The organism is Shewanella sp. SG44-6 (assembly GCF_014164185.1).
Taxonomy (GTDB): Bacteria; Pseudomonadota; Gammaproteobacteria; order Enterobacterales; family Shewanellaceae; genus Shewanella; species Shewanella vesiculosa.
In genome coordinates, this window is record NZ_JACJER010000021.1 from 11,123 (window position 1) to 23,308 (window position 12,186).

Annotated in this window: 10 protein-coding genes and 1 pseudogene; 7 read left to right on the top strand and 4 right to left on the bottom strand. The window is 42.3% G+C overall.

What is annotated here, in order from left to right; genetic code table 11:
• Positions 1–220: 220 nt before the first annotated feature.
• Both H5185_RS05830 and fdhD read right to left on the bottom strand, forming a co-directional pair.
• Positions 221–2,563, bottom strand: coding sequence for an FdhF/YdeP family oxidoreductase (locus tag H5185_RS05830; RefSeq protein ID WP_182741578.1), 2,343 nt, complete (start codon positions 2,561–2,563; stop codon positions 221–223).
• Positions 2,556–3,371, bottom strand: coding sequence for a formate dehydrogenase accessory sulfurtransferase FdhD (gene fdhD / locus H5185_RS05835; protein WP_182697538.1), 816 nt, complete (start codon positions 3,369–3,371; stop codon positions 2,556–2,558). The genes H5185_RS05830 and fdhD overlap by 8 nt, the downstream gene beginning before the upstream one ends.
• 135 nt (positions 3,372–3,506) lie before the next feature.
• On the opposite strand from fdhD, the gene H5185_RS05840 reads away from it, so the two are divergent.
• The 6 genes from H5185_RS05840 (at position 3,507) to H5185_RS05865 (ending at position 8,894) form a co-directional block, all read left to right on the top strand.
• On the top strand, positions 3,507–4,403 hold the full coding sequence (locus H5185_RS05840; protein WP_182697537.1) for a LysR family transcriptional regulator: 897 nt from the start codon (positions 3,507–3,509) through the stop codon (positions 4,401–4,403).
• Between the two features lie 292 nt (positions 4,404–4,695).
• On the top strand, positions 4,696–4,980 hold the full coding sequence (locus H5185_RS05845) for a J domain-containing protein (RefSeq protein WP_124015496.1): 285 nt from the start codon (positions 4,696–4,698) through the stop codon (positions 4,978–4,980).
• A 7-nt stretch (positions 4,981–4,987) separates the two neighbouring features.
• Positions 4,988–5,518 carry a hypothetical protein gene (locus H5185_RS05850; RefSeq protein WP_182722656.1) on the top strand — a complete coding sequence of 177 codons (531 nt, stop codon included), beginning with the start codon at positions 4,988–4,990 and terminating at the stop codon, positions 5,516–5,518.
• Positions 5,515–6,270 carry a hypothetical protein gene (locus tag H5185_RS05855; protein WP_124015498.1) on the top strand — a complete coding sequence of 252 codons (756 nt, stop codon included), beginning with the start codon at positions 5,515–5,517 and terminating at the stop codon, positions 6,268–6,270. The genes H5185_RS05850 and H5185_RS05855 overlap by 4 nt, the downstream gene beginning before the upstream one ends.
• Positions 6,271–6,281: 11 nt before the next feature.
• Positions 6,282–7,175 (top strand): hypothetical protein, encoded by an 894-nt coding sequence (locus tag H5185_RS05860; RefSeq protein ID WP_182697535.1) that lies wholly within the window; start codon positions 6,282–6,284, stop codon positions 7,173–7,175.
• A 471-nt stretch (positions 7,176–7,646) separates the two neighbouring features.
• Positions 7,647–8,894, top strand: a complete 1,248-nt coding sequence (locus tag H5185_RS05865) for a dicarboxylate/amino acid:cation symporter (protein WP_124015500.1) — start codon at positions 7,647–7,649, stop codon at positions 8,892–8,894.
• 58 nt (positions 8,895–8,952) lie between these two features.
• Here H5185_RS05865 and H5185_RS05875 read toward each other — a convergent pair.
• Positions 8,953–10,118, bottom strand: a pseudogene (locus H5185_RS05875) (GGDEF domain-containing protein).
• A 535-nt stretch (positions 10,119–10,653) separates the two neighbouring features.
• Here H5185_RS05875 and H5185_RS05880 point away from each other — a divergent pair.
• The gene (locus H5185_RS05880) at positions 10,654–11,184 is read left to right on the top strand and encodes an NUDIX hydrolase (protein WP_182741580.1); all 531 of its coding nucleotides are present in this window, start codon (positions 10,654–10,656) and stop codon (positions 11,182–11,184) included.
• A 117-nt stretch (positions 11,185–11,301) separates the two neighbouring features.
• Here H5185_RS05880 and proC read toward each other — a convergent pair whose 3' ends face one another.
• A complete protein-coding gene (gene proC / locus H5185_RS05885) occupies positions 11,302–12,141 on the bottom strand; it encodes a pyrroline-5-carboxylate reductase (protein WP_182741592.1) in 840 nt (279 codons plus the stop codon).
• Between the last annotated feature and the right edge of the window lie 45 nt (positions 12,142–12,186).

Sequence of the window (12,186 nt, forward strand, 5' to 3'; positions counted from 1 at the left end):
ACCCAAGCTAAGGTTAATTGATTTACTGACCACTGTGGTTAAGGTGTTTACTGACAAATCATCACTCTTTGTAAGCTGGCGCATTATAACTCGCTAACATGGACTCTTAATATGCCCCCTAATATGACCGCTAATACCAATGCCAGTGTTTACACAAATGGCATTGGTATTATTTACGCTTAGTCATAGATTTTTTGTGAAAGAGTGTCTGTCGACACTCTTATACTAGTGCCACATTAATCACTTGTTTACTTGATGGCGTAATGATCACCGGGATCGATTTTGATGTTGGGGTAGATGAACCGACTCCGACACTGTTAATGGAGACTAGCGGATTTGTTTCAGGGTAATAGGCGGCAATGTTACCGCGCGGGATATCATAAAAAACCACACTGAAGCCTGATACTTTGCGAACGATGTTGTCGTTGGCGATAGACTGTATATCAATAAGTTGGTCTTCAACGAGATTAAGCTGAACGGCATCTTGTTGGTTCATGAACAATACATTCCGCTTGCCTTTAATACCGCGATATCGATCGTCCATGCCGTAAATCGTGGTGTTGTACTGGTCGTGAGACCGCAGACTTTGCAGTAACAAAATAGGGTGTTGTTCGGCGGATGACTGAGTTGTTTGAGCGTTGCTTGAACAATCTGCGATGACAGAATCGGGCAACTCACTCGGATTAAATTGAGCTAATTGATTACTGGTATTCCAAACCAGCACAGCTGCGCTATTGCCGAGATAAAATCCGGCTGGTTGTTCGATTCGTTGATTAAAATCGCTAAATCCAGTAATCGTGTTTTCAATAAGATTGCGGATAAGGCTATAGTCGTCGCGCAGAGCTAGCCAGTTGAGCTTATTGCCTGCATGACTTTGATTAGTATGGCTGTGATTGAGATGACTGAAGGTAGCATGAGCCATTTGGGCGACAATATCGATTTCAGATAAACACTGTTCTGAGACGGGGTCGGTCATACCTGTTGACGCATGAACCATGCTGAAGGTGTCTTCAACGGTGATTTTTTGAATACCGCTAACTTGCTGGTCTAATTCGGTGCGACCTAGGCAAGGTAAAATTAATGCATCGTGAGTCACTTGTAAGTGGCTGCGATTAAGTTTGGTGCTAATTTGCACATTGAGTTCAGCATTGCGCATTGCTTGGTAAGTAAAGTCGGTATCAGGTGCCGCCGCTGCAAGATTACCGCCTAAGCATATTAGCACTTTACTCTGTTTACTGTGCAGCGCTTTCAGTGCTTCAACCACATTGTGGCCCGCTAGGCGCGGTAAGGTGGTAGCAAAGTAATTATCCAATTTATCGATAAAATCGGCAGATGGCTTTTCATTAATGCCCATAGTGCGGTTACCTTGCACATTACTGTGGCCACGGACAGGGCATAATCCAGCGCCTTTTTTACCTATTTGACCACACAGAAGGTGCAGGTTAATTACTTCACTTATGATGTCGACCGAATGCTTGTGCTGAGTTAACCCCATGGCCCAGCAGCTGATCACGGTTTTACTGTTACTGAACAGCGTGGCCGCTTGAATAATCTGTGCTTTTGTTAGCCCAGATTGTTGTTCAATTTTATCCCAGCTCGTGTGCTTAACTTTGTGTTGATAGTCTTCAAAAAACGCACTGTGCTGTTGAATAAAGTCATGGTCAATTTTGTCTGGACGTTGTTCAATAATAAATTTAGCCATACCGCGTGCTGCTGCCATATCGCCGCCCAACTTAGGGGTTAAATACAAGTGACTAATGGTGGTGGCTGCTGGAGTGAGCAATTCTATGGGATTTTGTGGACTGGCGAATTTTTCTAAGGCGACTTCTTTAAGATTATTAAAGGTCACAATTTTACAGCCTTGCTTGGCAGCCTTACGCAGAGTATTCATCATTCTGGGGTGGTTGGTACCAGGGTTTTGGCCAAACACAAAAATGGCTTCCGCGGCGTCAAAGTCTTCAAGTACCACGGTACCTTTACCAATGCCGATTGATTTAGTTAGTGCAACCCCGCTGGCTTCATGGCACATATTAGAGCAATCGGGAAAATTATTGGTGCCATACAGCCGCCCAAATAATTGGTAAAGATAAGAGGCTTCGTTACTGGCGCGGCCAGAAGTGTAAAACTCAACTTGATCAGGGCGACTTAAGCTGTTGAGCTTGGTGGCGATGATCGAAAAAGCTTCAGACCAGGTAACCGGTTCATAGTGATCTGTGACAGCATTAAAGCGCATCGGTTCGGTTAAACGGCCCTGATACTCTAACCAATAGTCCGTTTGTTTTGCCAGTTGGCGCACTGAATATTGGCTGAAAAACTCGCGTCCAACTCCTTTACCGGTCGACTCCCATGCCACTGCTTTAGCACCATTTTCGCAAAACTGAAATGCACCTTGTTTGTTATCACCCCATGCACAACCTGGGCAATCAAAACCATCGGTTTGGTTAACGCGAAGTAAGTTTTTGAGATTTTGCTTGGTCTGTTGGCTACGCAGTACATGAGTAAACGTCGCTTGCAGTGAAGGAAAGCCACCGGCTTTGGTTGGTTTTTGATAATGACTAGACATTGATTTCTCCGATAGAGCTCAGCGATAAACGGTTAACATCGAAATGAGCATCGTAATTTGAATAATAAATAGGCGCTGAATACTTGGGGATGTGAATAATATTAAGGTTATATTGTAGTGCCAGTTTGACTGCGAGTTGGCTGGGCGAGGCAAGACTAATAAGGTTATTAGCGCCAAAAAGAACCGCTTTATGGATTAACTCACTACTGCAACGACTGGTAATTAATAAGGTATTACATGATGTTTCTTGAGTCGTAGTTGTTTGCCTTAATAACATGCCGATAAGTTTATCGAGGGCATTATGGCGGCCGATGTCTTCACGACAGGCAACAATATCGCCTTGTGCGGTTAAGCCCAGGGCAGCGTGTATTGCGCCACTTTGCTGCGCTTTTATTTGGCTGTCAGTTATGCGCTGTTTCAGGCTTTCAACATCAGTAATGTCAATGGGACGGGTGATGGGCAATATGGATAATTGTGGCAGTGCATGTTCTATTGCTTCAACCCCGCAAATCCCGCAACCGGTAGCCCCAACGAGTCGACGTTTTTTACTGTTTAAGGCATATAGACAACGATTAGAAATGGTTACTTCAATAATAAAGCCGTTATCAGATGGCGTTATTTGAATATCATGCACGTCATGATCGTGTTGAATAATCGCTTCTGAAAACAAAAAACCAATGGCAAAGTCTTCAATGTTATCTGGCGTTACCATCATCACAGCATAGTTAATGCCGTTAATGCTAATGGCAGCCGCCGCTTCCTCTACCAGATGTTCTATGGGGGGTAACCATTTGTATGCAGCATTCATGGGCGTAGACTCAAAACGGGATCTTAATCACAGTTTAGTGACCGCTAATGCACAAAGCCAATCAAATAAATTTATGCGGTGATAGTTTTTATCTATTAATATGTTGAAATTGATAGCTAGTATTAAGGGCGAGGGATGAATCTTAGACAGTTACATTATTTTTATGAGCTAGCAAAGTTTAAGCATTTTGCTAAAGCAGCCAAGGCTTGCCATATTACTCAGCCTACCTTATCGGCCAGTATCACGGCTTTAGAAAAAAGTTTTGGTACTGAGCTGGTGGTGCGTGGCAGTCAGTTTGTCGCGTTAACCGATGCTGGGCAGATTGTGTTGCGCTATGCTGAAAAAATGCTCTTGGATCAAGTGGCGTTAAAGCAAGAACTCAGTGTATTTAGTGGGCCGTTAATTGGTTCTCTTCGGATTGGTATTGTGCCGCAGTCGAGTGTGGATATTATGCCGATCATTAAACAATTCAATGAGCTGCATCCTAATATTACGATTACCTTGTTGGTGACCACTAATGAAAAGCTCATCGAGCAACTGACCTTACATCAAATCGACATAGGTTTGGGGTTTGATGACAATCTTACTGAAGCGAATCGGCGTACATTTTATTTTTATCCTCAAATAGATAACGATATGGCCGTGCTAGCAAGTCAAACATTAGTGTCGCAACTTGATACCCCACAGAGCGATGGGGCATTAGCCCTTAAGGACTTGCAGCAAAGGCCATTGGTATTGTTAAGCCAAAATATGCAGTTTAGGCAATATATTGATAATGCGCTGGCACAATCTCAGTTACGTTTTAATGTGGTGTTAGAAACTGATTCGCTATTTCATTTAGTCAGTGCGGTAAAGCACGATATTGGTTATGCCATTGTCAGTAGTGGTATTGCCAAATCGGCTGAAAAATTATTTAATTTACATTATCGGCCATTGCAACATATTCAATCAGGTAACACAGTGTTTATTACCCGTAAATACAGTGTGTCGCCAGCAATGAACGAGTTTGTGAGTTTGATTAATACGGGCTAATTTCTGCCTTTGTTTACCATTTGAGCGCCATGCTAGTCAATCTACGGCGGTGAATATGATGCATCACACTTGATTAAGCTTGGCTGGTGACATCCTAACGGCAGCAAACATCAACCCCACTTAAGACAACAGTATTTTTGATAGGTTATTGGCGCTTTAAATGATTAGCAGTTAACTGTGGTTTATGTTTGCTGCTAGCCTGTGAATGTTGATATAATAGCGGGCTAAAAAATTATCTATTCACAGACTTTTTTATCTCGCAATCACTGCCACATCGCCTGCAGGAATAACTATGATTAACCACTTTAGTGTACTGGGCGTTAGACCCAATGCCAAAGAAGATGACATAAAAAAAGCCTATAAACGTTTATCGAACAAGTACCATCCTGACAAGTTACTTGGGGCGTCTGATGATGAGAAACAACAAGCATCGGTTCAGCTCCAACGAGTCAAAAAAGCTTACGAAGTGTTATCAGATAAAAAGCAGCGAAATGCGTTTATCAATGATTTTAACAACGTAATTGTCACTGATCCCACTGCCGCAATGCGGGAGTTGTGGGACGAATATTATTCCTGAGTATCCCATGGCTAAACATCTTAATATTTCACGCATTAATGAGCTAAAAAATAATGCCCATGACAATATCGAATCTTATAACGATCCTGATACGCCCAATGCACTAGCAAAGTTTACCAGCCAAATCAGAGCGATATTGTTGGCCGATCCTGGGATGCTCGATTCTGTCCCTGAATATTTACCGGTAGCGCTTTATGATAGAGTCAAGTTCTCTCCTGAATCAAAGCGTCAATGGGCACATTGGATTAGCTTGAATATTCATCCTAGTTGGGATGAGTTTAAAACCACGATTGCATTTAACAATGCAGATCTACCTCTAGCACTTGCGGTACGTAAATACAGCGAAGATCTGCTCATTGAAAGTTGTGCTGTGGTGTATTTGTTGGAGACGCAGGGAGAGTCTGCGCCCAAGCAAATCGCTGATGAGGATGATTCTGATGGTCTTCATGAGCATGAGCGTGATGAGAACGATGACGACAATGACTATGATAGCGATGAAGAAGGTTATTATGACCAATATGATGAGGATATCGAATGAACAGTCTCATTGAAATAACCGCCGCTGAAATACAAGAGCTGGCGAATGTTGAGCCTAAACAGGCAAGCAAGAGATTTGAGTTAATTGCGTCGTCAATGTCTGATGATCAGTTGGTTGAAGTTATAGAAAAAATGGACATAGTTACGCTGACGCAAATTAACAGTCAGCATGATATTTCGTGTCCATCGATCATGTCTGAGCTTATGTCGCCAGAACAGATCCGTGACATCGTCTGCCAGCAACCGCTTTACTGGGAAGAAAAAATCAAGAGTAATGCTGAAGAGTTAATGCATCATACGTTTGATTTTATGACTTACCTTATCCGTATCCAGGACAGCGAAGAAAAACAAACTGCTATTTTAGAATGTTTGGCTGAAGACCCAGCGGCACTGTTTTATCTATCGATCCCATTTATTGAGCTTATCTTAGGTGGTAGCAGTGATGATGAAGATGAGATTAACGATACTTTTGATGATGAAGCGGATGAGGAAACCGTGGGGTATTCTGATTGGCAAGCCGATGAAGAAGCTCATAGTCTGAGCATTGATGATCCGCGAAGTTTGCTGGCGCTGATCCGCGATAGAGCACCTAATGTCGAGAAGTCGATTAAGAACATGCTGCGTAATACTGGCTCTGACTGGCAGTTAATTATCAGCCAATTTGCCAGCGAATTAGTGATTCAGGCGAAAGAAAAGAACCAAGTCACCGACGAGTATGCTGAAGTTGATGACATGTTTAGCTTTCTTGATTAAGGGTTCTGCAAATGCAATTGGTATTACGTGACGAAAATCAGGGTCCCTATTTGAGTCGGGTGTTGGCTTATGGCCGAACCGAAGATGTGCTTAGTAATGAGCAATTGGGACAGATCAAAGCGAAAGCCATTTTGATGAGCCTTAAGTTCGCAGATAAGTTTTATAACAAGTATAAAATGCATTTGCTTGAAGAAGCGGCGCAAGATGTGATTGGTATTGTGAGTATTGGTTTGATGGCGTTGTCGGACCAAAATCAAGATAATGCTATTGCGTTGCTGCTCAATGATGACGGCGTGGTTAAGTCGTTTCAGAAAGGCTGGGGTATGCTAACTAAAGTGAGCCAGTACAGGCTTCATGGTAAATCGGTTTATGGCGATGTGGATAAAATCTTGCTTGATCAAGTGTCGAGTCCACCGGATTGTGATGAGTGGCAAGGTTGGGTTTATTATCAAGAAGCCTTAACCGAGCATAATCGCCAGCAATCTATTAATGCATTGTTAGCTCAGTTTTATATTGCTGGCACCTTTGACCCTATGGATTATATCAATCTGGAAAGTACCTTAGCAGAAGCTGTGCTTTATCGGATATTTTTCGACGGTAAAAAAGTGCGCCCAGATCTTAAACGGCGTATGACGAGTGTAGAACTTCAGCCGCAGTGGTTTAGCCTCGAATTTATCGAGCAACAAACTAAGCTCGCCCTGGCTGAGTTACCTAAGGAGCTTGAAGCTGCTATCCGTTTGGATTTAGGTAAAAACTTTAACTCTGCACTGCTACGCACATTAAATTTCTCTCGAAGCTATCAAGAGTTGGCTGCTCAAAATGCCTCTCCTGAGCGATTAGAGCGATTTGAATACAAGGAAGGTTTAGTCGGTCTTCTTGGTTGGCCCATCTATATCGTCATGTAATGTCACTTTAGGAAGCTTACTTGTGTGTAAGCTTCCTCTATTCGCTTGGTATGTTATTCAAGGTTCTGATTAGCGCCGTTATTTGCTTAGCTGCTTGATGCCCTTCATCTGATATTGATTTAAGCCTAGTCCTGTCATTTTTTGTTCTTGCTATAACAAATGATTCTTGAGTTGCTACTACAAAAGCATATTAATCAGCCTAGAATTAACCGACCTACAGTGTTGTGGATGGTACAGTTATTATTAACGATTGCTGAAGTACGGTTGTTGTTGGTATCTTATTGGTTTTGTGCCATATTTTAGTTCAAACCATCATCTTGTCGTCACATGTTTTCGTGAGAAATACCGCTCAACTGAGTGATAAGTGACTGTATTTAAAAGTTAACTTATTACTAGCTTGTACGTTAAGTGTTCCTTAGGCCGTGTTTGCTGGCCATTTTTTGTGTTGATTAACTGTCTTTAGGAGCCATTATGTTCAGTAGCCTACGTGCTTATCGTTCGTCAATTATATTGCTGGGTGCTTTATTGCTTGGTGGGCTATTCGGTGGCTTAGCGCCTGAACTCGCCATAAAGCTCAAGCCGATAGGGCAAATTTTCCTTAATCTATTGTTTATGATCATCGTACCTCTAGTGGCTGTGAGCGTGATGTCATCTATCGCGCACATGACGGATTTAAAGAAATTAGGCGCGATACTGGTGTCGATTATGCTGGTATCAATTGTGATGGCAATTATTCCCGCTGTCGGTGTGGTATTGCTGGCGTTAGCGTACGATCCTGCCCAAGGCGTGACACTTGATTTAGCCAATACGGTTGATGCTGCATCAGGCGGTATGGATTTTGTTAGCTTGTTAACCACCAATGATTTTGTCGGTTTATTGTCTAAATCAAACATTTTAGCTTTGATCATTATGTCGGTGATTGGCGGTGTGGCCATTGGTCAATCAGGTGAAGATGGCCAGAGAGTTGGACGCATGCTAGACAGTTTAAATACTGTGATCATGAAAGTTATTTCGCTATTAATGTATGTTGCGCCTATTGGGCTTGGAGCTTATTTTGCTGCGACCATGGCTAGCCAAGATACTGAGTTAATGGGCACGTTTGCTCGAGCTGTTGGATTATTTTTTGTCGCAATGGCGTTATATATTACCTTAGGTTCAACCCTATACGCATGGATTGGTGGCGGAGTAAAAGGGGTTAAGCAGTTTTGGCAACATATGCTTGAACCCGCAGTGACGGCATTAGGCACTAGTTCATCATTAGCGACATTACCTGTGACCATTCGCAGCGCCGCTAAAATGGGCTTAAACGAGCAAATTGCAGAGATTAGTTTGCCATTGTTAGTGAATCTTAATAAAGGTGGTGCAGCAGCGATCACTGCGCTAAAAATCGTGTTTATCTATTCGCTATTAGGTCTCGATTTTACTCCAGATGTGTTTATGCTGACGATTTTGATTTCGGTATTGTCTGCATTTATCATTGGCGGAGTCCCGGGGGGAGCATTTTTAGGCGAAATTTTTATTGTGACTACCTTAGGTTTACCGATGGAAGTTATCCCTATTTTAGTGGTCATTGGTGCAATCACCGATGCCGCATCGACAGTGATTAATGTGGTACATGATTTAACCGCGACCCAAATTATTCAGCGTATTAATGGCAAACATTATGTGCCTAAAATACTCGATAGCGAGCTGAGTGAGGCAATTAATAAAGCCAATTAAAAAGCTTACTATGCTATGTCACTGCTTGATATTGATTATGCAGTGGCATTTACATTTATTAAGCCACTGCCACGCAATTGCGCCCTTGTGATTTAGCTTTGTATAAGGCTTTGTCTGCACGCTCTAATATGCTGTCAGCAGAGTCTTGTGAATTGTATTGTGCAACGCCTAAGCTTATTGTGAGTGCCATACCTTGAATATTTTGCTTGGCGACATATTGGCGTAATCTTTCGGTTGCTCTATGGTGTCATTTAAGGTTGTATTGAGTAATACCATCACAAACTCTTCACCTCCCCAACGTACTAGTAAATCATCATTGCGCATTTGGCTTTGGAGTAAATGCGCCAGTTCACATAAGACTTTATCACCTACCAGATGACCGTGATTATCATTGATGCGTTTAAAATGATCGATGTCGATCATCACTACCGAAATAGGCGATTGAAAACGAGATATCAGCTTAAGTAACCTTGGTTCGGTGGGGTTTTTATCATCTCCGCCTATATCGATCGATGGCGATTTATTATCTCGGCTGCCAGAATCAGGCATTACGTCGTTATTCACGGCTTTAATGGTCAGCAGTTGTTCTAGAACCTTATCGAGTTTGTCGCGGTTATACAGCCCGGTGAGTTTATCTGTTTCAGCCATTTTTTGGATTTCTAAATTGCGAAGTGCGAGTTTCTGATAGCCGGAAAAACGAGTTTTTTCGTAAAACCTAATCAGTAAAATTTGTGCTATACACACTTCGATAATATTAAATAAGGCTTGAGTTCTAATCGTTACAGGCTCAGGGTCTTGAGTTTGCTGGTACACCAAAAAAGCACATACGGCGAAGGTGAGGCATGAAATTAGTGTTCCCCATTTCCGTCCTATAAGAAAAAATGAAATCAGTGGGACGAGCGTTGACCAAAATAATGAGTAGGATTGACCCGTAGCTGAAATGGCAAATAGCATGATTAAGCTGCTCACCATTATGGTGGTCGCCCAAGAGGCTATTTTAACATGTCCTGTTTTGCGGAAATGGTAGAAAATAACAAATGAAATACATAAGCCAACACTATCGAGTAAGGTGTATTCTAAGTTGTTAAAATACAAAAGATTAATCAGGGCAAGAATGAAAAAGTAGCTCATTGTAATCAGCAATGTATAGCCGATTAATTGGACTCTCCAGTAATCGGGATGATCTGGTGGATATTGGGCGAATTGTTTTAACCAAAATTTCATCGTAAGCAAATTCCAAAGTAAAATTCTATCAATGCTAACCGTTAAACCTGGTAATAATAGGGGCTATATTTCAGATTATGCGAGCACCAGCAATAATGATTATGAGAGAAAATATAATAATAACGGCCACCTAGTCAGTTGTTTTATGTGCTGTGGTATCGAAACAAATCCTATTATTGTATGACTCGGTTAAAACAGACTTAACTTGATGATAATTAGCGTAGAGCCCCGAGATAAGCTGTTTGGTGTATAGCTGATGGATATTTCTTTTGATTGTCTTTAGTTCAGCGGCAAACCCAACAGTCCCTAATGCTCAATAATTTGTCTGTATGAGTATAGGCTATTTTAGCTATGCCATTGTCTATATTGATAATCACTAAGGTGACATTAGTTAGCTTCACTGTTTGAGTGAGTATATTTTGCAATAAACGGGTGTTAACTTGTTATAAGCAGCTATTGAATGAGTGTATACGCACACTTGAAGCCTGAGCTCTGGCACAGTATCATGCGCTTTTTATTGCGATGAACCCGTATAATGCGCTATTTAACCACTCGTTATCATACTGATACTCCTGCAGAATTTATTGATGCCAATCAAAAAACTATGCTGACTCGTATTGCTGCCCGTGCAATTGTCATTCGTGATAATCAAATATTGATGCTTTATACCCAACGTTATCATGACTATTCATTACCAGGTGGTGGAGTCGATGCGGGCGAGGAGATAGAGCAAGGACTCATTCGGGAGTTACAAGAGGAAACCGGCGCGCAAGAGATCCGCAATATTAAGGAATTTGGCTTATATGAAGAATACCGCCCATGGCAGCGAGAGGGTTATACATCGGTGAACATGCTGTCTTATTGCTTCACTTGTGAGATAGACAATCAGCTGGGTGAGACTCAATTTGAAGCCCATGAAATCAATAATGGCATGGTGCCGGTGTGGATTGATATTGATGAGGCTATAGCGCATAACTTAGATACGATTGCCAATAGCAGTAAAAAAGGCTTATCGATTGGACGAGAAACCTTTCTACTGAAGCTGATCAAACAAGAGTTACTGTGAGCGAGGCGTAAGCTAGTCGTGAGCCTGTCATCAGTGAGTGCGGGCGATAATCAAGTCATTCTCAGCCAGAACAGTGCCATTGGGCCAATGGTATTAACATCAGCCTAGTTCATCGAGCTAACCAATAGATAACTCTTTTGCTCTTGATGTTGCACACGCCATTGCATTGGCGACAAGCTCATCGAGATCGCCATCTTGAAATGCCAATATTGCCTGTTCTGTTGTGCCCTTAGGGGAGGTCACTTGGTGGCGCAGGTTAGCCAAATTATGCTGACTTTTCATCGCCATAGATATTGCTCCCATTGCACTTTGAAGCACTGCTTTAGTGGCAGTTTCTTGTGGCAGCCCTTGTTCGACAGCCGCTTTTTCCATTGCTTCTAAAAATAAGAATAAATACGCTGGAGAGCTACCCGCCGCCGCCACTATGGTCGACATTTGGCTTTCTTCTGTTAACCATACCGTTTCACCAACAGCCCGCATGAGTTTTTCTGCTAGGGCAATATCATGTTTGTGAGTGTCGGGACTTGCGTATAAACCTGTTAATCCTTCGCCAATGGCGGTCGGTAAGTTTGGCATGGCGCAAATGACTTTGGGTGAAAAATGTAATTTCTGGCGCAGTGTGGCATGTTTGACTCCTGCGGCAATTGAGATAACTAATTTACGGTTATCGTGCTGCATCACTTCACTCAATTGCTCACACACTACCGGTACAACAAAAGGTTTAACGGCAATAATGATGACATCAGCAAACGCAACTGCGGCGGTATTGTCTTGATGTACTTTTACATTGAATGTATCGATTAAGTCGTGTCGGGTGGTTTGACTTGGGGCGCACACTAGAATATTGGCACTGTTGTGACCTTGTTTCAGTAGGCCGCTGATAATAGCTCTGGCCATGTTGCCACCACCGATAAAGGCGATACAGGTATTGGGATCTAATGACTGATGTTGAACGATGGGAACCTCCGAAAGTGTCGCTAAAAAGAAAAGGCCATGCTTTCG

Excerpts from the sequence above, each read along its gene's own strand:
- H5185_RS05855 (WP_124015498.1), top strand. The coding sequence starts at position 5,515 with ATGAACAGTCTCATTGAAATAACCGCCGCTGAAATACAAGAGCTGGCG.
- H5185_RS05850 (WP_182722656.1), top strand. The coding sequence starts at position 4,988 with ATGGCTAAACATCTTAATATTTCACGCATTAATGAGCTAAAAAATAAT.
- H5185_RS05830 (WP_182741578.1), bottom strand. The coding sequence starts at position 2,563 with ATGTCTAGTCATTATCAAAAACCAACCAAAGCCGGTGGCTTTCCTTCA.
- H5185_RS05845 (WP_124015496.1), top strand. The coding sequence starts at position 4,696 with ATGATTAACCACTTTAGTGTACTGGGCGTTAGACCCAATGCCAAAGAA.
- H5185_RS05840 (WP_182697537.1), top strand. The coding sequence starts at position 3,507 with ATGAATCTTAGACAGTTACATTATTTTTATGAGCTAGCAAAGTTTAAG.
- H5185_RS05865 (WP_124015500.1), top strand. The coding sequence starts at position 7,647 with ATGTTCAGTAGCCTACGTGCTTATCGTTCGTCAATTATATTGCTGGGT.
- H5185_RS05880 (WP_182741580.1), top strand. The coding sequence starts at position 10,654 with ATGCGCTATTTAACCACTCGTTATCATACTGATACTCCTGCAGAATTT.
- fdhD (WP_182697538.1), bottom strand. The coding sequence starts at position 3,371 with ATGAATGCTGCATACAAATGGTTACCCCCCATAGAACATCTGGTAGAG.
- H5185_RS05860 (WP_182697535.1), top strand. The coding sequence starts at position 6,282 with ATGCAATTGGTATTACGTGACGAAAATCAGGGTCCCTATTTGAGTCGG.